The 21,065-nt window shown below is 62.1% G+C and carries 16 protein-coding genes; 9 read left to right on the top strand and 7 right to left on the bottom strand.

Features of this window, described 5'->3' with window-relative positions:
- Window positions 1-133 precede the first annotated feature (133 nt).
- Window positions 134-469: a WhiB family transcriptional regulator gene (locus HGSM_RS12195; RefSeq protein WP_019149048.1), complete on the bottom strand. Its 336-nt coding sequence runs from the start codon at window positions 467-469 to the stop codon at window positions 134-136.
- Window positions 470-816: 347 nt separating this feature from the next.
- Between HGSM_RS12195 and HGSM_RS12190 the strand changes: the two genes are divergently transcribed.
- A complete protein-coding gene (locus HGSM_RS12190; RefSeq protein ID WP_019149047.1) occupies window positions 817-1,572 on the top strand; it encodes a TIGR03089 family protein in 756 nt (251 codons plus the stop codon).
- Window positions 1,573-1,608: 36 nt separating this feature from the next.
- On the opposite strand, the gene rfbB is transcribed toward HGSM_RS12190, so the two are convergent.
- Window positions 1,609-2,619, bottom strand: coding sequence for a dTDP-glucose 4,6-dehydratase (rfbB, locus tag HGSM_RS12185; protein WP_040595152.1), 1,011 nt, complete (start codon window positions 2,617-2,619; stop codon window positions 1,609-1,611).
- Between the two features lie 243 nt (window positions 2,620-2,862).
- Here rfbB and HGSM_RS12180 point away from each other — a divergent pair, with 243 nt between their 5' ends.
- Window positions 2,863-4,062 carry an LCP family protein gene (locus HGSM_RS12180; RefSeq protein WP_019149045.1) on the top strand — a complete coding sequence of 400 codons (1,200 nt, stop codon included), beginning with the start codon at window positions 2,863-2,865 and terminating at the stop codon, window positions 4,060-4,062.
- An 11-nt stretch (window positions 4,063-4,073) separates the two neighbouring features.
- Window positions 4,074-5,549 (top strand): LCP family protein, encoded by a 1,476-nt coding sequence (locus tag HGSM_RS14225; RefSeq protein WP_019149044.1) that lies wholly within the window; start codon window positions 4,074-4,076, stop codon window positions 5,547-5,549.
- Between the two features lie 70 nt (window positions 5,550-5,619).
- Here the strand turns inward: HGSM_RS14225 and purE are convergent, their stop codons facing one another.
- Both purE and HGSM_RS12165 read right to left on the bottom strand, forming a co-directional pair.
- On the bottom strand, window positions 5,620-6,150 hold the full coding sequence (gene purE, locus HGSM_RS12170; RefSeq protein WP_019149043.1) for a 5-(carboxyamino)imidazole ribonucleotide mutase: 531 nt from the start codon (window positions 6,148-6,150) through the stop codon (window positions 5,620-5,622).
- 6 nt (window positions 6,151-6,156) lie between these two features.
- Window positions 6,157-7,335 (bottom strand): 5-(carboxyamino)imidazole ribonucleotide synthase, encoded by a 1,179-nt coding sequence (locus tag HGSM_RS12165; RefSeq protein ID WP_019149042.1) that lies wholly within the window; start codon window positions 7,333-7,335, stop codon window positions 6,157-6,159.
- A 65-nt stretch (window positions 7,336-7,400) separates the two neighbouring features.
- Here HGSM_RS12165 and HGSM_RS12160 point away from each other — a divergent pair, with 65 nt between their 5' ends.
- On the top strand, window positions 7,401-7,934 hold the full coding sequence (locus HGSM_RS12160) for a GtrA family protein (protein ID WP_051009864.1): 534 nt from the start codon (window positions 7,401-7,403) through the stop codon (window positions 7,932-7,934).
- A gap of 41 nt (window positions 7,935-7,975) precedes the next feature.
- On the opposite strand, the gene HGSM_RS12155 is transcribed toward HGSM_RS12160, so the two are convergent.
- Window positions 7,976-9,343 (bottom strand): ATP-binding protein, encoded by a 1,368-nt coding sequence (locus HGSM_RS12155; RefSeq protein WP_019149040.1) that lies wholly within the window; start codon window positions 9,341-9,343, stop codon window positions 7,976-7,978.
- 65 nt (window positions 9,344-9,408) lie between these two features.
- On the bottom strand, window positions 9,409-10,092 hold the full coding sequence (locus tag HGSM_RS12150) for a response regulator transcription factor (protein ID WP_019149039.1): 684 nt from the start codon (window positions 10,090-10,092) through the stop codon (window positions 9,409-9,411).
- A 102-nt stretch (window positions 10,093-10,194) separates the two neighbouring features.
- Here HGSM_RS12150 and HGSM_RS12145 point away from each other — a divergent pair, with 102 nt between their 5' ends.
- The 5 genes from HGSM_RS12145 to HGSM_RS12125 all read left to right on the top strand — a co-directional run bounded on the left by HGSM_RS12145 (window position 10,195) and on the right by HGSM_RS12125 (window position 20,270).
- Window positions 10,195-11,424: a sensor histidine kinase gene (locus HGSM_RS12145; RefSeq protein WP_040595151.1), complete on the top strand. Its 1,230-nt coding sequence runs from the start codon at window positions 10,195-10,197 to the stop codon at window positions 11,422-11,424.
- A gap of 75 nt (window positions 11,425-11,499) precedes the next feature.
- The gene (locus tag HGSM_RS12140) at window positions 11,500-12,204 is read left to right on the top strand and encodes a response regulator (protein ID WP_019149037.1); all 705 of its coding nucleotides are present in this window, start codon (window positions 11,500-11,502) and stop codon (window positions 12,202-12,204) included.
- A 199-nt stretch (window positions 12,205-12,403) separates the two neighbouring features.
- A complete protein-coding gene (locus HGSM_RS12135) occupies window positions 12,404-13,225 on the top strand; it encodes an ABC transporter ATP-binding protein (RefSeq protein ID WP_019149036.1) in 822 nt (273 codons plus the stop codon).
- A 29-nt stretch (window positions 13,226-13,254) separates the two neighbouring features.
- Window positions 13,255-15,873 (top strand): ABC transporter permease, encoded by a 2,619-nt coding sequence (locus HGSM_RS12130; protein ID WP_019149035.1) that lies wholly within the window; start codon window positions 13,255-13,257, stop codon window positions 15,871-15,873.
- A 182-nt stretch (window positions 15,874-16,055) separates the two neighbouring features.
- Entirely contained in the window at window positions 16,056-20,270 is a 4,215-nt protein-coding gene (locus tag HGSM_RS12125; protein ID WP_019149034.1) for an FtsK/SpoIIIE domain-containing protein, read from the top strand.
- Here HGSM_RS12125 and HGSM_RS12120 read toward each other — a convergent pair.
- Window positions 20,267-20,719: a hypothetical protein gene (locus HGSM_RS12120; protein WP_019149033.1), complete on the bottom strand. Its 453-nt coding sequence runs from the start codon at window positions 20,717-20,719 to the stop codon at window positions 20,267-20,269. The genes HGSM_RS12125 and HGSM_RS12120 overlap by 4 nt on opposite strands.
- Window positions 20,720-21,065 lie beyond the last annotated feature (346 nt).

The following is a 21,065-nucleotide window of genomic DNA, read 5'->3' as shown; positions in this document are numbered from 1 at the left end:
GCATATCCGAGGCCGCAGCAGTTGGCCGGTTCACAAAAGAGTGGCCGCCTCCCACAGGGGAGCGGCCACTCGGCACATCACTATTCTTTACAGAAAACTTAGTGGGTCCGCGTGGAGCCCTTAGTTCTGTGGGTCAGACTGCGCGTCGCTTCAGCTTGCGGCGCTCCCTCTCTGAGAGTCCGCCCCAAATGCCGAAACGCTCGTCGTTCGCGAGTGCGTATTCAAGGCATTCCGCGCGGACGTCACACGCCACGCATACCTTCTTTGCCTCGCGGGTCGATCCACCCTTTTCAGGGAAGAACGCCTCCGGGTCGGTTTGCGCGCACAGTGCGCGCTCCTGCCAGCCTAGGACGGTTTCGTCATCGTTTCCATTGACCAGTGACAAGACGGATGAACCAGTGCGTGCCGATTCCGCCGGGCGCTTTACGTCACTTGGAAAAGGTCCGTCAGCGTTGAGCAGGTTCCACATATGTCATCCTCCACTGCTGTTTCGTTCGGCTGCCAATAACAACCTTACGCAAAATTACACGCGTGTCATCTTCGCTAGTCAAGCCCGAGTATGGTATCCACCCCCAAAACACGGGTGAATTTCGCCAAAATCAAGCCCTCGAGCCACTTGCGGGGGTTTCAGCGCTGGCTTCGGCACTCGTCAAGAGTTCGATGTCTCTCTTCCCACCCGCCGACATGTGACCGAATAGACTCCCCATTGACAGCATTTTTGCCTTCGCGGAAGGACTCACTCATCACGCATCATTTCCTGGCTTCGCACGGAATATCGGCAGGTTCACCCGCACCTTTAGCAATTAGGATGTAGCCATGACTTCCAGCGCCCAGTTCGTTGCTCACACGCTCGCCTCCCTCATGAACGAGCCCGGTAAACCCCGCCTGACGTGGTACGGCGCAGACTATGAACGCATTGAGCTCTCGGGCGCGGTCCTGAACAACTGGGTTAACAAGACCACCAACCTTCTCGTGGAAGAGTTCGACGCCGAAGCGAGCATCGAGTTCGCTCTCGACCTACCCGCACACTGGCGCCTCATCGTCTGGACCCTGGCCACACTTCGGTCCGGAGCGACCGCCCACATCGGGCCATCGACCAGCAGTGACGTTGCCGCACTGATTACTGATAGGCCCTCGGACAAGCAGGCTCCCGAAATCGTGGCGGTCAGTTTGCACGCGCTCGCCCGCCGCTTCGACGGCGAGCTCCCTGCCGGCGCCATTGACGCCGCCTCCGCGGTTATGACCTACTCCGACGGCCTCGGCTTTGTATCCATCACGGACGAGACCCAGACTGCCCTCGCGTTCCCCACTGAGTCGATCAGCTACGCTGACCTGCCACAGTGGGCCGCCAACACCCCCGCAGCCTCCGGCGGCCGGGTCCTGATCCGCTGCAATTCCGAGTCGCCCCAGCAGCTCCTTCCGCTCCTGCACAACGTGCTGGGCATCTACTCTGCGGGCGGTTCGGTCATCATCATGGGTGCGGCTGCAGCCGCAGAGATTACCGACGATTCAGAGCGTTTCCAGCGCATCGTCGAGTCAGAACGTGTGGATACAGTCATCGAGCTTGGCTAGGAGATAGGTTCAAGCTGTCCGGGTCTAGGGCACAACCTAATGTCCCAGCCTTCGGTACCGCTCCTCCGAGGTCGTCTTCGCCTCTCTCCACCACGCTTCATGATCGGCATACCAAGAGACAAGGCTCTCAAGTTCTCTACGAAACGATCGTGGTGCTGGGCGCCAGCCAAGATCGTCGAAAATGAGCGAGGTATCAAGCGCATAGCGCACATCATGGCCCGTCCTGTCGCGCACGAACTCAATATCTCCAGCTGGACGACCAAACACCTCAAGGAGTGCTGCAACCACCTCTAGGTTGCTCCGCTCATTGTGGGTGCCTACGAGGTACGTTCGGCCGATCTGACCTGCGTCAATAATGCGCCACAACGCTGAGGAATGATCGTCAACGGCAATCCAATCTCGAACGTTGGCACCTGTCCCGTAAATGCGCGGTACGCGACCTGCAAGCAGCTCCGTAATCTGACGAGGAATGAACTTCTCAACATGCTGGAAAGGGCCATAGTTGTTTGAGCAGATTGAAACGGTTGCACGTACCCCGAATGACCGGACCCACGCTCCAACCAGCAGGTCAGCGCTCGCTTTTGAGGCTGAGTACGGGCTCGATGGTCTGTAGGGGCTGCTGTGAGTGAACGCAGGGGCATCCAGGGATAGGTCCCCAAAAACCTCGTCCGTAGAGATGTGGTGCAGGCGTTTCCCGTGGGCCCGCACGGCCTCGAGGACACTCAGGGTCCCATTCACGTTCGTGTCTACAAACTCGCTCGGGTTTTCCAGAGAAGCGTCGTTGTGCGATTCAGCGGCAAAGTGAATCACAACGTCGTGCACGGCAACGAGCGAGTCCACTAGTGTGCGGTCCCGTATATCTCCAACGACCACCGAAACATGGTCACCGTTGGCTGCCAGCCAGCCATCGACTTCCAAGTTCATTCCCTGCGCTGCATAGGTAAAACTATCCAAGACGGTCATAGATACCTCAGGGCGGGATTCTCGTGTCCACCGCACAAAGTTCGAGCCTATGAAGCCTGCCCCGCCGGTGACTAGAAGTCGCACCCGACAACGCTCCTTCCAGAAGATCATTTTTCGCAGGCAGCACTGACCGAGTTGGGAGAGCCAGCCAAATAGTCTGCTTTGACCGAGCCCTCCGCAAAGCCCGCCTCTGTGCGGTGCGCAGAGCGCTGGAACCCGCCATCTGGCTGATTTCGGCCAGAAACCAAGGTCTATACACAACTTTTACACGCGATTACCCCCATGCGTTCGAGCAATCCACGTGTCTTCATCTTAGGATTTATTAACGTGACCCAGAAGAAGACGAGCCGCAAGGCATCAGATTTTATGCGCGCGACTCCAGCACACGCGAGGACGCTCGGTAGCCACCGAGCGTTGCGCATTTTCGGCATGTTTGCTGTTGCACTTCTGGCACTCACCTCTTCCGTAGCTTTCGGCGTGAAGTGGCGCACCGACAACCTCGTTGAAAAGGTTGACGTGAAGGACATCGTTGCCCCTCCCGCCAAACCCAAGGACGCCCAAGCAGGAAAGTCGCTGAACATTCTCGTGATGGGAACAGATGACCGGTCCGGCAAGAACGGCGAGATCTCGGACAAGGCATCTGAGGGTATGCGTTCGGACACGACAATGCTCGCGCACATCTCATCCGACCGTTCGCGTGTTGACGTGGTCTCGATCCCACGTGACTCCATGGTCACCATCCCTGAATGCCGCACAACAGATGGCAAGGTACTTCCTGCCACGCAGAGGGCAATGTTCAACTCGGCATTCGCCCGCGGCTGGGACAATGGTGGAGACATCGCATCAGCCGCGGCCTGCACGATCAACACTGTCCAGGAAAATACCGGGCTCGCCATCGACCACTTCATCGTTGTGGACTTCGCAGGATTCAAGAACCTGGTTGACTCCCTCGGTGGGATCGACATCGACATCCCCGAGGACATGTACTCCAAAAAGGCCAAGGGGCTGACCCTCAAGGCTGGACAGCAGACCCTCGACGGCACAACCGCACTGCAGTTGGTCCGTGCCCGCACGGGAACCGGCTGGGGCCTCGAGATCGGTTCTGACCTCAAGCGCATTGAACGCCAGCAAGCTGTCCTGACTGCCACGATTGAGACGGCACTGTCCAAGAACCTCATAACCGACCTGCCCAAACTCACAGCGTTCGTGTCCTCCGGACTCGCCTCTCTCAAGACTGACACAGAACTCGGTGACAACCTCCTTGGCCTCGCGACCTCAATGACGAGCATCCGCACGGACGACGTTACGTTCGAGGCAGTTCCAGTTGTGGACGACCCAACCAACCGGAACCACGTCCTGTGGACCGTTGGCGCTGATGAGATCTGGGAGAAGCTGGCGATCGACGCGCCCCTCAAGGAGAAGGTTGAAGAGTGCACGCCAGCAACCGGCAGTGAAGGCACCGATCCAGACTCCACCTCAACTCCTGACTGCACCGAACCGGGTACGAACGAATCCACCGCCGACTGATTGGGTTTTCCATGACTGAAAACAACAACGGCGCGTCACGGAACGGCAGGGGTCCCGCACTCCCGCCGCCGAGCTTTACGCCCGCCGCAGGTCGACCACTTCGCCCCAAGCGCACGCCCGCAATCGAGGTGGGGTCGCCAGAAACTGGCCCCCAGGAGACTCGAGTTGCACCGCAGCGCGTTTCCGGCCCTCAGACGAACTCTCAACCCGTAGTTCCTCCAGCGCGCAAGGCGTACCCAACTGGTGCGTATTCGGGTGGGCAGCAACCACGGTCCGCGAAGCCCGCTCCACAGTCATTCGCGCCGGGAGGCAGCACGGCCGGGCAGGCACGCTCGCAGGAGCGAAAGGCACAGCCTCGCCAGCCTCTTGGCGCCCAGCATGATTCGCTTCCTCCTTCCTACGGACCGGGGTCATCCCAGCGCGCCTCAGCACCGGCATCGGGCCAGCGCCAGCAATCAGCAGCGGTGCAGGGCGGCGCACAGCCCCTAGGACAGCGCCCAGCGGTTCGCCACCCACAGCCCGCCTCCCAGCCCCCGCTCACCAAGGCTAAGCGGTCCCACAAGAAGACCGTCGCTCTGGTCAGTGTCCTCGTCATCGCGGCGCTCCTAGCGTGGCCGGTCGGAATGCTCTTGTGGGCGAACGGAAAACTCAACCACATCGAAGCGCTTTCGGGTGCAGCAGCAACACCAGGCACCACCTACCTCATTGCGGGTTCCGATTCACGCGAGAACACAGATGTGGGTGGAAACGTACCTGGCGCACGCGCGGACACGATCATGCTCCTGCACGTGCCCGCGAAGGGCCCCTCGGCTCTCATCTCCCTCCCCCGCGACATCTACGTACCAATCCCGGGCTACGACTCGAACAAGATCAACGCATCGTTTTCCTTCGGCGGTGCTCCCCTCCTCGTTGCAACAGTTGAGCAGTTCACCGGCATGGCTGTGGATCACTACGTCGAGGTTGGCTTCCAAGGAGTCGAAGACATCGTCGACGCCCTGGGTGGCGTCCGGCTGTGCTATGACCGTGACGTGAAGGACAAGGAGTCCAAGCTGAAGTGGAAGGCCGGCTGCCACGTTGCCGACGGCTCAACCGCTCTCGCGTTCTCCCGCATGCGAAAGGCCGACCCCAAGGGCGACATCGGACGCGCCGAGCGCCAGCGCCAGGTCGTCTCGGCCATCGCCAAGGGCTTGAAGAGCCCATCGAAGCTCATGAACCCGTCAACGCAGGTCAAGCTTGTGGACGCAGGCACCGGCGCGCTCGTTGTGTCCGAGGGAACCGGCTTCCTTGACCTGGGCAAGATGGCCTTGGCCTTCCAGAATGCCAACTCCGACAAGGGAATCACGGGAACACCACCGATCATCTCCCTCGACTATCGCCCGGGTGGGGTCGGTTCCGCCGTGCAGATTGACGAGGCGGCCAGCGCACAGTTCTTCAAGGACATTGCCAACGGCAGCCTAGAACCTGGCGAGTACAACAAGCTCAAGTAGCGTGCTCAACGCAAGGGGCCGGGCAAGAAACTATTGTTTCCGGCCCGGCCCCTTGCGTTAAGTGTCGGTGTTAGGATTCCTGCGCGTAGGCGGAGCGCAGACGCTCCCCCTTGGCGTGGGCCACTTTGGAGAGTTCCTCCTGAAACTCGATCATCTGCGCACGCAGTGTGCTAGCCAGCTCGTCTGTTCCTGCCGCGAGCATACGGGCAGCCAGCAGGCCTGCATTCCGTGCGCCACCAATCGAAACCGTGGCCACGGGAACGCCAGCCGGCATTTGTACGATGGAGAGCAGCGAGTCCATTCCGTCGAGGTACTTGAGAGGAACGGGCACACCGATCACAGGCAGCGGAGTCACGGCTGCGAGCATCCCTGGCAGGTGGGCAGCACCGCCCGCACCCGCGATAATGACGCGGATGCCGCGTTCGTGGGCGGTGCGTCCGAACTCGATCATCTCGGTGGGCATGCGGTGGGCAGAAATTACGTCCACTTCAACCGGAACGCCGAACTCGGTGAGCGCCTTGGCGGCGTCCTCCATGACATTCCAGTCCGAGTCCGACCCCATGACAATGGAGACGAGTGGTGCAGAAGGTGTCTGGCTCATGAGCGTCTACTCTCCTAGTGATTCGCCGCGCAGGATGGCAGCGGCGGACGTGGCACGGTGAAGTACCTCATCGAGGTCGTCGCCGCTCACGTTGACGTGACCGAGTTTGCGTCCGGGACGGGTTTCCTTGCCGTAGACATTGACCTTGGCCTCAGGGAACTTGGCTGCAACCTCTTCCAAGCCCTCAGTCAAGGAGTCGCGTGTGGAGCCAAGGACATTCGCCATGACAGTCCAGGTCACGGTGGGTTCGGTCGACCCGAGCGGCAGATCGAGGACAGCACGCAGGTGCTGCTCGAACTGGCTGGTCACTGATCCAGTAATGGTCCAGTGTCCCGAGTTGTGCGGGCGCATGGCGAGTTCGTTGACAAACATGTGCCGTTCGCCCTGCTCATCCACGGTCTCGAACATCTCAACTGCGAGGACACCCGTAACGCCAAGGCCCCCGGCAATCGTGAGCGCGATCTGGCGCGCTTCTTCGGCTTCCTCCACAGTGAGGTTGGGGGCGGGAGCGATGACCTCGGAGCACACGCCTTCTCGCTGGATCGACTCAACCACGGGCCACGTAACGCTCTGCCCGGAGGGGCGCCGCGCGACCAAGACCGCTAGCTCGCGAGTGAAGGGAACCTTTGCCTCGACAAGAAGGTCTGGACCCCCTGCGGTCGTTGCCTCAAACCAGTCCTCGACCTCAGTGGCAGACGACACCACGCGCACGCCCTTGCCGTCGTAGCCACCGCGTGCCGTCTTCACCACGACCTCTGGTCCGTGCTCAGAGATAAACGCTTCCAACTCCGTGCGCGCCGCATCCTTAGCTCGCGAAAGCGGAGCCCATGCAGGGCAGGGGACGCCCATCTCGGTGAGTCGGCGCCGCATCACGATCTTGTCTTGAGCCTGCAAGAGCGCATCTGGTCCTGGCTGAACCGAAACACCCTGGGCGATGAGCTCACGGAGCAGGTCGTTGGAGACGTGTTCGTGCTCAAATGTCAGAACGTTGGAGCCCTGGACCAGTGCGCGAATCGCGTCTGCATCGTGGGCTTGGCCCACCGGAGCATCCACCACTACTTGCGCTGCGGATGAGGTTTCACTCTCCACCAGCACTCTTAGGTGGACGCCGAGCTCTGCTGCGCCGGGGGCCATCATGCGGGCGAGCTGGCCGCCACCAATTACGGAAACTATAGGAACTACCACGTCTCAAAAGCCTAATGCACGGGGACGTGATGCCCGAATTATGTCCAGCACTGTAGTCTGGTGCGGTGACTGCCCCTACCCGTTCCCTAGGCGATCCGCAGGCCGTTCCGGGCGCTCCAGCGCGCCGGACTGTTGCTTCGTTACGAGCCCGACTCCTCGAGTTGATGAAGTTTGGATTTGTGGGCGGTCTCGGCTTCATCGTGGACATAGGGGTGTTCAACCTGCTCCAGCACGGACCTGTCGCGCTGCTTGCAGGCGAACCCATCGCCGCCAAGATCGCTTCCGTTTCGGTCGCGATGATTGTCACCTGGCTGGGCAACAGGCTCTGGACATTTGCGCGTCAGCGAACCTCCACGAAGGCCCGGGAGTTCGTTGGCTTCGTTGTGGTGAATATCGGCGGCATGGCTATTGCAGTCCTGTGCCTGTGGGTTTCCCGTTACGTGCTGGGCTACACCAGCCCGCTCGCGGACAACATCTCAGCGAACGTGGTGGGCCTCGTGCTCGGAACAGCGTTTAGGTACTTCGCCTACAAGCACCTCGTCTTCACCGGTAGCAGAGCCCCCAAGGATGAGGCTCCGGTCGTGGAACTGTCTGCTTGACAGTCACTCTGGGACACCACACCCAGCTACTACACCCGAGGCTACGTTGGCGAGTTTCCGCTTCCCCTACTCGACAGCTTCTTGAGCTTTCGAGTGCCACGGTTGTCACTACTCACCATGTTCCCGTGCGGCAGGATGTTCGTGGCGTCGAACTTTCGCGGCACGCCTGAAAGGTGGAGCGTAAATTGTGCGGGCCGCGGAACCGAAAGTTCCAGCCGCGCGCCGTCCGTGGCGGCGAGGTCCTTGGCCAGAGGGAGCCCGAGGCCCGTCCCAGCCCCGGAGGTAACTCCGCGCTCAAAGATCTTGGGAACCAACTCATCCGGCACGCCTTCGCCCTCATCGCTCACCTGCACGACGATGCCACCGCGAGGTCCCTTTTGCTTGGCCACCACCGTGGTGGTCCCGGCGCCGTGCTTGAGGGAGTTCTCAATGAGGGTCGCAAGCACCTGCGCGAGCGCACCCGGGGTTGCGAGAACCATGAAGTCGCCTTCGCGCACCATGCTGAGCTCACGACCGGCTTTGGCGAAAATGGGTCGCCATTCCTCCTCCTGCTGTTGGAGGACCTCCTCGAGGTGCACGGGCTCTGTGGTACCTCCCTGTGCTTTGCGCGAGCGCGACAGGAGATCGTCCACTGTGGCGACCAGACGCTCAACCTGCTCCAAGGAGATCCGAGCCTCCTCCTGGATCTCGAGGGAATCGTCGGCAAGCATTGAAATCTCTTCAAGGCGCATCGAAAGCGCCGTGAGCGGGGTGCGCAGCTGATGCGAAGCATCTGAGGCGAACTGACGCTCCGCAGCAATGCGGACCGCGAGGCGGTCCGCCGAGCGGGTCAGTTCATCGGCCACGAGGTCGATCTCTTCCACGCCGGACTTCTCCACGTGAGGGCGGACCTGTCCCGACCCTAACTGCTCGGCCGACGCGGCAAGGTACACGAGCGGCGCGGATAATCGGTTGGCCTGCCACACTGCCACCCAGATCCCTGCGCCAAACGCAACGAACGCGGCGGAAATAACCAAGCTAACCACTTGGAAGGAACGCATAAATACGTCCCAGTAGGAGATCGAGATCGTCACCAAGGCCTTGGAGTTGGTGAAGACCGCGGACTCCAACTTCTTACCGTCGATCGTCTCCCCCGCCGTGCCGCTCTCGCCCGTGGGGAGGATGACTCGCACCTGCGCATCCGGTTGCTGCCCACCAAACGCGTACCGGTCCAGTTGGTCCTGGTCGAGTGGCTCGTTGCGCGTGATGCGGTACTCCACCGCGCGGGCGAGGGCGTCGGTGCGGTTGGCTAACTCTTGGCGCTCGTTGCTGAACACGTAGAAGCCGCCAAAGAAGGCGAGTGGGAATCCGAGCAAAAGGACCGCAACGGCAACGGCCGAGATGGTGGCCAGAATGAGTCTGCGACGCACGAGTTACTCCTGGTTTTGGAAACAACGAGGGCCGGTTCAAACGAACCGGCCCGCGTTGGTTGCTATCAGTTGTCGCCGGCCTCGAACCGGAATCCCAGCCCGCGTACGGTAGTGATGTAGCGGGGGTTGTTCGCGTCGTCGTCGAGCTTGCGGCGCAGCCACGACACGTGCATGTCGAGGGTCTTGGTGGAACCGATCGGCTCGGATCCCCAGACCTCGCGCATGAGGGTGTCTCGGTTCACCACTGAGCCTGCGGAAGCCACGAGAACACGCAGCAACTCGAACTCCTTGGTGGTGAGGTGCAACTCGCGACCCTCTTGGAACGCGCGGTGCGCTGCCACATCAACCCTGACGTCCTGAGCGTTGATCTCTTCGGCTTCAGTGGGGTCCCCGTGGGTGCGGCGCAGCAGTGCGCGCACGCGTGCGAGGAGTTCCGCCAGTCGGAAAGGCTTGGTGACGTAGTCGTCGGCTCCGGCGTCGAGTCCGACAACGAGGTCAACCTCGTCTGCGCGAGCCGTGAGCACGAGAACAGGGGTGCTCAGGCCCTTGACTCTGATGGCTCGAGCAACTTCGAGCCCGTCCATGTCCGGGAGTCCGAGGTCGAGAACGATGAGGTCCGCGCTCGAAGCGCTATCGATCGCACCCTGCCCAGTTCCCTGAACGTTGACGTTGTATCCCTCGCGGGTGAGAGCGCGAGCGAGTGGCTCGGCGATTGCCGGGTCGTCTTCAGCCAGCAGTACTTGTGTCATGTGGCTATGTTAGGTCATGAATTGGCATTTGTACTCCCTCAAATCGCAAAAGTAGACGTGAGGTTGACGACCGGGCCCGGTTCATCCACCTAGGCTTGGACCATGAATGTGTTCGAGAGATTCGGTCGTTGGGCTGAAGAGAACGGTCAGCGCCTTGATGCGACGCTGGTTACGATCACAGCCTTGGCTGTGGTTCCGTGGTCTGCAGGCGTGGGTTCTGGCTTCAAGTGGTTCTTTGGCCCGGACGACTCGGGCATGTGGTCGGCGGTGTTTGCATTGTTCCTGTTGGTGCCGCTTGCGTTCCGCCGGTCGGCCCCCGTGATCTCTGCGGCGGCTGTGTTCGCGGTCGCCCTTACACACATGATTATTGGCCCTTCGCTCATCTTCCCAGCGGACCTTGCCGTACTTGTGGCCCTCTACTCGATCACAGTCTATGGGCCGAGGTGGGCAGGCCGATTTGCGCTCTTCAGTTCCTTTGCGGGTGCGGCCTTCTTTGGGCACGTCGGGGATGGGGGCTCGGAGCTCAACCTCAAACCAATCCTTATCTCAACCTTTACCCTCGGTTTACTCTTTCTCACGGTGTGGGCGCTCGGTCTCATGCGTCGAACACGCCTCGACTCGGTCCGAGTGCTCCGCGAGCGCAACATCGCCCTCGAACTCGACAAGGAAAAGCAGGCACAGATCGGTGCCGCTGCCGAACGCTCCCGGATCGCGCGAGAAATGCACGACATCGTGGCGCATTCCCTGTCCGTCATCATCGCCCAGGCGGATGGCGGCAGGTATGCGGCCAAAGTGAACCCTGAGATGGCAGAAAAGACGCTGACCACAATTTCGGAGACGGGGCGCGCGGCGCTGGCGGACATGCGCCGCCTCCTCGGCGTCCTGAGGGAAGATCCCAACGGCGATCCCGATGACGATTCCGTACTGCGCTCACCACAACCTGCCGCGGGTGACATCCAGTCGCTGGTCGACTCCATGCGTACTTCCGGAGTCCGCGTCTCGCTTGTCCGCATGGGCACTCCTCGCCAACTTCCTCCCGGCGCGGGACTCACCCTGTACCGCATTTGCCAAGAGTCTCTCACCAACATCCTCAAGCACGCCGGCCCGGACCCCACGGTCACGGTCGTGCAATCGTGGGGCCGTGACTCGGTCCGCCTCGAGATTGAGGACGACGGCCGCGGTGCAGCCTCCACGTCAGACGGCGCCGGCATGGGCCTCCTGGGCATGCGGGAGCGCGCCGCACTCTTTGGCGGGACCGTGAAGTCGGGCCCACGCCAGGGCGGTGGATTCCGCGTCGAGCTTGACCTTCCGCTGCCGGAACTTAGAGAGTAGTTGCGCAAGGATGCGTAGGATGAACCACGGCGTCCTCTCCGCGCCAGCCAGACCCACACCCCTAGGAATACGGACATGATCAGCCCAGACTCCCCCATTAAGGTCGCAATCGTGGACGACCAACAGCTACTACGTGCGGGCTTCAAGATGGTGATCGATTCCCAGCCTGACCTGCACGTGGTCGCGGAAGCCGGCGACGGCGCATCAGCCCTGTCGACCCTCAAGGACAGCGACGTCGACGTGGTCCTGATGGACATCCGTATGCCGGAGATGGACGGGCTTGCCGTCACCGCCAAGCTCACCGAGTACTGGTCCGCCAAGGACCCCTCGGTCACGCCCCGCATCCTCATTCTGACGACCTTTGACCTGGATGAGTACGCCCTCGAGGCAATCAGGGCCGGAGCTTCCGGATTCCTCCTCAAGGACGCCCCACCCGAGGAAATGCTCAACGCAATCCGCACCGTCCACGAGGGTGACGCAGTGATCGCCCCCTCCACGACCCGCCGCCTGCTTGGGCGTCTCATCACTCCCCTGCCCGCCGAGCAAGCCGTGGCGTCACCCCACGCCGACAAGCTCGCGTCGCTCACGGAGCGAGAGATGGACGTCCTCATGCTCATTGCCAAGGGGATGAGCAACACCGAGATCGCGCGCGAGCTGTTCGTGGCGGAAGCCACAGTCAAGACACACGTGGGTCGCATCCTGCACAAGCTCGGTGCACGCGACCGCGTGCAGATCGTGGTGACCGCCTACGAGAATGGGCTGGTCAAACCAGGCGAGTAAATCGTCGAAAATCAGTGTGAGCGCTAGCCCACCGCCGCCGACATGACGACCATGGTCGCACCAGAGGGTGCAACCTGAGTCTGACCTGAGCGCAACAAGTCCCCTCCGTCGCCTGACGACGCGAGGGGACCTCGTTTTCTAGGGTGATAGATAGGTTCGCGCCTCGCGCATTCTTACCCGTTCATCTCTAGGAGATTTCATGTCACAGCCCCTCAGCGGCTACGGTGCCCACGCGCCAGTCCAACAGCTCCCCGTCGCAGTATCCGCACGCGGACTGACCAAGCACTACGGTTCTGGCGCCTCGATCGTCCGCGCGCTCGACGGCGTAGACGTGGACTTCGCGCAGGGCCAGTTCACCGCGATCATGGGCCCTTCCGGTTCGGGTAAGTCCACGCTCATGCACCTGCTGGCGGGCCTCGACTCGGCTACCAGCGGGCACGCCTACATTGGTTCCACCGATGTCACAACCCTTAACGACGATCAACTCACGTCACTGCGCCGCGACCGGGTTGGGTTTGTGTTCCAGTCCTTTAACCTGCTTCCGATGTTCAACGCTGAGCAGAACATCCTGCTCCCCTTGACGCTTGCGAACAAGAAGGTCACCAAGGACGACAAGGAGTGGCTGAACACCCTCGCTGGCACCTTGGGCCTGACCGAACGCCTCAACCACCGCCCATCCGAACTCTCCGGTGGCCAGCAGCAGCGCGTTGCGATTGCTCGCGCGCTCATCGCCCGCCCTGAGGTCGTCTTTGCAGACGAGCCAACCGGTAACCTCGACTCGCGCTCGGGCGCCGAGGTTCTGTCCTTCCTGCGCCAGTCCGTGCGTGAACTCGGACGCACCATCATCATGGTCACCCACGACCCTGCCGCCGCAGCCTACGCGGACCGCGTTGTACTCATCGCTGACGGCAAGATCGCCGGCGACATTGGTGACCCCACGCCAGAATCGGTTCTGGCCGGACTCGACGCGCTGCGTAACTTTGACGCGACCGCTTCCGTTCTAGCCCCTAAGCAGGTCTGAACCAGATGCTAAGAATCACTCTCTTCCAGATGAGGCAGAACGTTGGCCGCCTCATCGCCGCGGCGATTGCGATCGTCATAGGCACCGCGTTCATTGCCGCCACGTTCATGGGCGGTCAGGTCTTTGTAAAGTCGGCCGAAGGCGCAATGACCGCGCAGTACGGGCAGTCCGACGTGGTTGTCCTTGGGTATAAGGAGACCACTGTTGATGGTTACAAGAGCGTGGAGTACTCCGGCGTTCCTGTTGACCTGATCGAGAAAATCGACGCGCTTCCAGAAGTCGCTGAGACGTCCATTAGTTCTCAAGGCTGGTTCTCCCTGGTCAAGGGAAGTTCCCAAGAATACCTACCGTTTATTACTCAGGGTGAATCAGCGGGTCTCAACTTCTTCACGTACTCGGAGGGCAAGGCTCCTTCTGCCGCCGATGAGATCTCTCTTCCCGTGAAGTTTGCGGAACGCTTCGGCGTAGCAGTTGGCGACGACATCGCGGTCACTAATGGCGGCGACGCCACGCAAGGCAAGGTCTCTTTCAAGATCACCGGCCTGACGGAGGACCCTAAGGGTGCGTACACAAGCTATGGCGGTGCTGCGGTTACTACCTTGGAAGGTATCCAATCCATCTACTCCGCGCTTGACTCAGGTGAAATGTTCGCAGAGCATGTGCTGGTTGCCGCGGAACCTTCGGTTGCAGGAGATGCTGTCCGACTGGGCGCACTTCAGGACGAAATTACCCAGTTAGCCGGTGGGCTTAAGGTCTCCAGCATTGAGCAGATCACGCAGGACCAACTCGAAGCGCTCACGGGCGAGGCGAACATCATCATGTCCGCTGTCCTCGCCTTTGCAGGAATCGCGCTCCTTGTTGCTGCACTGGTCATCTCAAACACGTTCCAAGTTCTCGTGGCCCAGCGCGCTCGCACGCTCGCACTTCTGCGCTGTGTGGGTGCAAACACCAAGCAGATTAAGCGTTCGGTTCTTGTTGAGGCGCTCATCCTCGGGTTCCTCGCGTCCGTGGCCGGCGTTATTCTCGGAATCCTGCTCGTCCAGGCAATCCTCTGGGTCGTAAGTGCAGTTGGTCTTTCGGCGTCAATCCCTTCCGTGGTTTCGATCCCGGCAACCGCCATTTGGGTACCTCTCGTAGCGGGAACCCTGGTGACGCTCCTCGCCTCGTTCGTTCCGGCCCGTGTGGCAACCCGCGTGGCTCCACTTGCCGCACTTCGTCCGATCGAGGGGGTTGCGGAGACTCGTGGAACCGCTGGCAAGGTGCGCACCGTTATTGCGGCGCTCCTCGTACTCGGCGGCGCGGGGCTGCTCGCATTCTCATTCACGCTTCGTGAGGACTCGCTCGACATCGCAGTTGGACTCGGCATTCTCGGTGGCGCTGCCAGCTTTGTGGGCCTCATCATTTCAGCAGTGCTGTGGGTACCAGCCGTTGTTTCCGGCGTGGGTAAGTTGTTCAGCAAGATGGGTGCACCCGCGCAGCTCGCTGCCGCGAACATCGCACGTAACCCTCGGCGTACTGCATCCACCGCGACCGCACTCTTCATCGGCGTAACGCTCGTGTCTCTCCTATCGATCGGAGCGTCAACTGCCCGCAGCACGCTGGATCGAGAACTCGACGAGACCTTCCCCATCGATCTTGTTGCCCAGTTCTATCAGGGCGCTGATGGCAAGGCAGTCGACACGAACCAGACAGCTCAGAAGGTGCGTGCGATCGACGGTGTCGAGTACGTGTACGCGGCGCGTCAAACCTATGTGAACTTTGCATCCCAAGACGGTATCGACCACAACTATGTGGAAACCGAAACCCTCGTGGAACTGAGTGAAGACGCACGCAACGCTATGCGTGATGCATCAGTCCTTGACCAGTTGGGGGAGGGCAAGTTCCTCCACCCCGCATACAACTCGTTCAAGAAGGACACTCCTATTTGGATGTTCAAGAACTCAGACGAGATTGTCGGTAATGGCGGGCCTGAGGAGCAGCCTGGTTGGGCTGACCGAGTGGAGCTCAAGAGCGCTGGTAACGGTGGAATCAATGGAATCGCCGTCACCTCTGAAGTCTTTGAGGAACTGGTAAACACGTTCGGCATTGACGATTCACAGGTCCGTTCGTCAACCCTGTTCATTAAGGTCTCCGACCTGAAGAATGCCGGCGATACTGTGGACGAGATCCGAGACGTTCTTGGCAGCGAGAACGTGTCGCTCGAAGGTTCAGTCATGCAGCGCCTTGAGTTCCAGAAGGCAATCGATATCATGCTGCTGATCCTGGTTGGGTTGCTTGGCGTAGCAGTGCTCATCGCGCTGATCGGTGTGGCCAACACGCTGTCGCTCTCGATCATCGAGCGCCGCCGCGAGAACGCGACACTGCGAGCGGTGGGCATGTCCAAGCGCCAGCTGCGCACGTCCCTCGCTTTCGAGGGAATGCTCATCGCGGGTATTGGCGCACTCGTTGGTGTGGCGCTGGGTGCTCTGTACGCGTGGGCTGGCACTCAGCTCCTGCTCAGTGGAATGACTGATGTGGCATTCTCGGCCCGCTGGACCGACATCGCGATGATCTTCGCGGTCGCGTTGGGCGCGGGACTCCTCGCCTCGGTCATCCCGGCGCGCGGAGCGGTCAAGACCTCTCCTGTGGAGGCACTGTCCGTCGACTGACAGGTAGATGACCGCGAGTGCCCGGCACCCCGAAAGGGGTGCCGGGCACTCGTGCGTGTAGGGCCCAATTTCTAGTACTGATTTTCGACGATCGAGTTGCGTCCCAGCGCCCCTCACCTGCCGTTATCCACAGATTCTCGCTGCCTGCCGCGTACGGCCTGAGATCGGGGCAGGATTGCGTGGTGCGCGCCTCAGACTCTTATCTCCCTCTGTCCATCGCCGGCATTGGCGAACTCGATGTCCGCTCGGGAACGTCGTTTGCCGAGTTGGCGGTCCAGTTGAGCTCACAGACCGCGAGCATCGCGGGTGCGGAGGCTCGTTGGTACGTGGGAACGGAAGCGCTCACCCCTGCGCACCGGGTGGGCAGCGCGCCACTCACCTTTGGAGCGCGCATCACTCGCATCCCAGTTCCAGCCAACGAACGGGCCGTTGGTATGGCGGGATCCGCTTCCGTGGCGGGTGGGGCCGGTGCGTTACTCGGCGCGTCCGCTTTGAGTGGGACTGGCGCCTTGGGCGAGCTGCCGGCGGGGTCACATGGCGATGCCGGGACTGTCATGCGCCAGACCGCGGGGCCGTCGGTGGGCGCTGAGATCACCTCCACTGAGCGAGGTCGAGGTTGGGCACGCGTGGAACAGGGAGTTTGGGTTCGCACTGGGTTGCCGGGTGCCTCTGGGGTTTCGAGCGTGCGGGTCCGGTTGTCGTGGCGGTGGCATGCTCATGCGCTGTGGTCTGCGCTCCGGTCTGCGCTCCGGTCTACGCTCCGGTCTACGTTTCGGACAGCCGCTAGTTCGGTAGTGAGTCCCGCGACCGATGTGGAGCCTCGGTCGGCGGTGATCGAGGGTGGACTCCGCGCGCACCTGGTTCTGGGCACCGCGCACATCGTGCGCCCCTTTGGCCTCAAACCCTCCGTCCGCCGGCTGCGCGTGCACCCGCGGGCATGGCTATGGGGGCTCACCCTATCGCACGGCGTGGTGCTGGAACTGGAGGTGCAGGGAAAAGCGAGTGGATCGTCGAAAATAGGAGAAGTAGTCAGGTACGAGCCGACCGTCCGCTGGAACCCAGGCCGGTTCGGCCACGAACCGGCGCCCGAGCAGCCGACTTACCGGGAGTCGGCGGCGGTCATGGCGGTCCCGGTCGTTGTGCCGCTCGCGATCTCGGCACTCCTGGCGGCGGTCATGCAGCAGCCAACGTTCCTGCTGTTCGGGCTGGCGGGGCCGCTCATGTTCGTGGCGCAGCACCTCGCGCGCAGGAAGTCTGCGCAGCCCGCGCAAGCCGCGAGCGCTCACGAGAGCGCGCCGCGCACATCCCGACCTAGGCTGTGGGAACTAGTGCTCGCAATCAGGGATCCATCATCCCCTCACATCGCGGGCGCCCTGGCCGGAGTTCCTGCGGTTATGGCCGTCGTGGTGCCGTACGCCGATGCGCAGGCGGGGGTTAGTCGCGATGAGCGCGATGTCCGTGCGTCCGCGCACTCCGCCGCCCGGTCGGTTGCGCGGGAGCACGTGATCCGGGCGCTCGCCGGGGCGGGATCGGTGGATGTTGAAGCGGGATCGCCCCTGGACACGGACTCCTGTGCGGACAAGGAGGCGGACGTCGAGATCGTGGCTTCTTCCGCGGCCATGCAGAACTGGGAGTTCCTGCGCTGGCGCCGGCCCCGACTCACGAATGTCTCCTCATGGGCTGGGCGCGAGCAGAGCGTCAACCTGCCGGCACTCACGGTTGTGGACCTGCTCGATCTGCCCGCACCCCATGCCACGCTCGCAGCGCGGCTTGTGCAAGCGGTGCGGGAGAGCGCGCGGGCAGGGGCGCACCTGGTCGTACTGTGTTCGCGGGAGCTCGCCGCGTCCGTGACTGCGCACCCGGAGTTCCGCACAGCGGTTGTTCCTGTTGGCGTAGGGGCGCACAACGCCAACTTAGACGCGCTGTCGCCAGAGTTGGCCGAAGAGCTCGTGGTTGGGCTCGGCGCGCACCTCATATCCACCGGCGCCGGTGCCTCTCGGTTGCCTTCCAGTGCCCCACTCGTGGACGCGCTCGGTTCTCTGGGGTTGGGCGCTGGTAAGGGTGTGGGGGCGAGCCTGAACACAGGCATTGGCGCGCGGTGGGGAACCAACTCGCCGGGGGCACTCACCGTGCCCGTGGGCATCGGCGAGGATGGCAGCGCGCTGTGGCTCGACCTCGTGGCGCAGGGACCGCACATGCTCGTGGCCGGCACCACCGGTTCCGGCAAGTCCGAGTTCCTGCAGTCCCTCGTGTTTGGCGCGGCGGCCCGCTACTCGCCGGCGGAACTCCACCTCGTGCTGGTGGACTACAAGGGCGGCGCAGGTTTGGGCGCCGCGGCCCGGCTTCCGCACACGATTTCACTGGTCACGGACCTTGATCCCTCCGAGTCCGGCCGCGCGTTGGTCGGGCTGCGCAAAGAGTTGCAGCGCCGCGAGCGCCTCTTTGCCGAGCACAGCATTACCCGCATTGAGGACTACAACCGGAGACTCGGGCTCGGGTCGCTTGCCCGACTTCTCATCGTGGTCGACGAGTTTCGCGCACTCGCAGACGACCAGCCCGACTTCATTCCCTCGCTCGTGCGTCTGGCCGCACAGGGCCGCTCGCTAGGGATTCATCTCGTGCTTGCTACCCAGCGACCCTCCGGCGCGATCACGCCGGATATGCGAGCCAACATCACTCTCCGCGCTTGCCTGAGGGTTGCCGACGAGGCGGACTCGCTGGACGTGCTGGGGGTGCCAGATGGCGCCGCGATCCCTGCCTCGCTGCCGGGCCGCGTACTCGTGCGGGTTGGCTCCGAGCCGCTGATCCGCGCGCAGTCGTTCCTGTGTGGCGCTCCTCCGCGTGGCTCCGCCCCGCTGGTCCGCGCGCTGTCGCGCTGGCACGTCCCGCTGGTTGCGCCAGCCGTTATTACCGACGATTCACCGGACACACCCGACCCCCTCGGTTGGTACATGGCCGAGTTGTCGCGGGCCCCCATCTATGAACGTCCGCGTGCACTGTGGGCACCACCCCTCCCGGAACGGTGGGTCGCGCGCTCCGGGGATGCCGGTGTGCTCGGGGCCTCGCCGGACTCACTCACCCACCTGCCACTCGTCCACAGCCTCGGCGCGCACTGTGCGGTTCTCGGGCGCGCGCGATCCGGGAAGACCACGGCTCTGCTCTCCCTGGTGCGAGCGGCCCTCGAGCATGCCGATCTTGAGCAGACCGCCACCCTGCTTAACCGGAGCGCCAAGCCTGTGCCGCATGGAGTTCCCCAGCTCGAAGCGATCCCCGTGACATGGATCGGCCCCAACGTTGATCACCCTATGGTTCGCTCCGAGCTTGACAGGTTGGTTGGGGCCTCGCTGATCTGTGTGGATAGCTCCGATGCCTTCCTCATCCACGGGGCTCTCACCTCCGCTCTCGAACGGCCGGGGCTCATTGTCCTAGACACCGCGGACGAAGTTATCCGAGAGTTGGAAGCGTTCGACCGCGGGTCCGGACTAGAACTCATAGACATCCTCTTCACAAGAGGGAGGCGAGCAGGGGCCTCGCTTTTTACGGCCCACGGCACACACATCTCCCGTACCCACGAGCCGCACATCTCCACCCGAATAGTGCTCGGCACCGGAAACTCCCACGACGACGTCATGTGGGGCGTTCCCAAGGAACTCGCTGGTCTACCCAGCGCTCCAGGACGCGGAGTGTGGATCGAGTCGCACCAGTCCCTCGCGTGCCAGTTCGCCGTTTCAGAACACACTTCACCCGGTGAAGTCCGCAGCAAAGATTCACTCAATGGGGAGGTACCACACTGGGAGGCGTTGAACAGGGAGGATTTCCTGCCACCACGCGCGCATCCCACCCCCGCCGGCGGCGCCGCGGGAACCTACGGCTTCAGCCCCAAGCCCCTAGCATGGCACGGCGACAACCTCGTCCTCGTGGGAAAGCGCGGAGCAAAACGCACTGCATCCGCCACCCGCCTCATCGCCGGGCGGAGTGCCCACGCAGGCGAGGCAACAGTGCTGAGGGTCAGCTCCACGGACGGCGCGGAACAACTACACAGCGCAACCAGTGCGCTGGAAGGAGGTCAATCGTCGAAAATCATTGTGTCCATTGAGGACCTAGACCTGACCACGGAACGCAACCCCTACGAGGTGGGCGAGCTGCTCGCAGCCGCCTATGCGGCGCGCGTGCCCGTGCTGGCACAGGTGGCGCCCACCGCGCTAGCGAACGCCTATGGCGGCGCGCTGGGGCGGTTTCTGCAGTCGTGCGCGCAGGGGCTGTGGCTGGAACCGGGACACCGCGAGCGCGAGTTCCTGGGCGTGCCCGTCGGAGCGGCAATCGACCCCGCGGGAGGTGCAGGCTATGCCGTCTACGTGGAAAGCGGACGGGCGCATCCCGCGAGGCTCAGCGTCTAGTCCTGCTTGAGTTCGCGGAAACCGATGTAGTTGGAGACGGCGGGAAGACACAGAACCACAAACGTAAGCGCGCCAAAGGCGAGAACCGGGATACCGATCGCAGGTAGTGAGGCCTGCAGCATACTCACGCCAACCAGGACCATGAGGATCTGGATCGTGAGCGCAGGGCCGCGTACCCACGGGCTGCGGTCACCGATGCCCCGCGTGATGGCCACGAGCAGCCAGCCGGCGAGCGCCGTGCAGGCCACCAAAGCGAGCGACACAGCCCAGTACTCCACCTTGCCCATGACGATGTCCGCAATTCCCCACACCGTGTATGCGATGACAGCGAGCGCTTCAATCGTGAGGAGACCCAACGCAACCTTGACCATGGTGGGTCGCGGGACGGCCAACCACGACAGCAGTGACTGGCGGTTCTGCGGGCTTTCGGAATGTGGTTGCTCGGTCACGATCTACTCTTCTGCGGGGAGGAAGTATCGGGATTCTTACCCAATTGCTGTTGTCACTAGATTAACGTCTGGGCCGCAATAATAGTTCGCTGCGAGTTCCTGTTTGGACGCGAAAAGCAGGGTGAGACAGGGCGACCACATCGTGGACACGAGGTCCCTCAATAGCACCTACAAAGCGGCCCGGTCAAGTGTGATTTTCCCATGTTTCCGCCGCTCCCCTGCCATATGACGGGCACTTATACCACTCATAGATCGTGTGACAAAAACCTCACGGAAAACGGCTGGGTAATTCATCGCAAACCCTTGTGCCCAGCCCTCCAAGAGTGTGAACCTAGTGATTACGTGT

It is taken from the genome of Timonella senegalensis JC301, from assembly GCF_000312125.1.
Lineage (GTDB): Bacteria > Actinomycetota > Actinomycetes > Actinomycetales > Cellulomonadaceae > Timonella > Timonella senegalensis.
This window is presented reverse-complemented; position numbering and strand designations above follow the sequence as displayed.

Excerpts from the sequence above, each read along its gene's own strand:
- HGSM_RS14225 (WP_019149044.1), top strand. The coding sequence starts at position 4,074 with ATGACTGAAAACAACAACGGCGCGTCACGGAACGGCAGGGGTCCCGCA.
- HGSM_RS12135 (WP_019149036.1), top strand. The coding sequence starts at position 12,404 with ATGTCACAGCCCCTCAGCGGCTACGGTGCCCACGCGCCAGTCCAACAG.
- HGSM_RS12140 (WP_019149037.1), top strand. The coding sequence starts at position 11,500 with ATGATCAGCCCAGACTCCCCCATTAAGGTCGCAATCGTGGACGACCAA.
- HGSM_RS12150 (WP_019149039.1), bottom strand. The coding sequence starts at position 10,092 with ATGACACAAGTACTGCTGGCTGAAGACGACCCGGCAATCGCCGAGCCA.
- HGSM_RS12145 (WP_040595151.1), top strand. The coding sequence starts at position 10,195 with ATGAATGTGTTCGAGAGATTCGGTCGTTGGGCTGAAGAGAACGGTCAG.
- HGSM_RS12195 (WP_019149048.1), bottom strand. The coding sequence starts at position 469 with ATGTGGAACCTGCTCAACGCTGACGGACCTTTTCCAAGTGACGTAAAG.
- purE (WP_019149043.1), bottom strand. The coding sequence starts at position 6,150 with ATGAGCCAGACACCTTCTGCACCACTCGTCTCCATTGTCATGGGGTCG.
- HGSM_RS12130 (WP_019149035.1), top strand. The coding sequence starts at position 13,255 with ATGAGGCAGAACGTTGGCCGCCTCATCGCCGCGGCGATTGCGATCGTC.
- HGSM_RS12190 (WP_019149047.1), top strand. The coding sequence starts at position 817 with ATGACTTCCAGCGCCCAGTTCGTTGCTCACACGCTCGCCTCCCTCATG.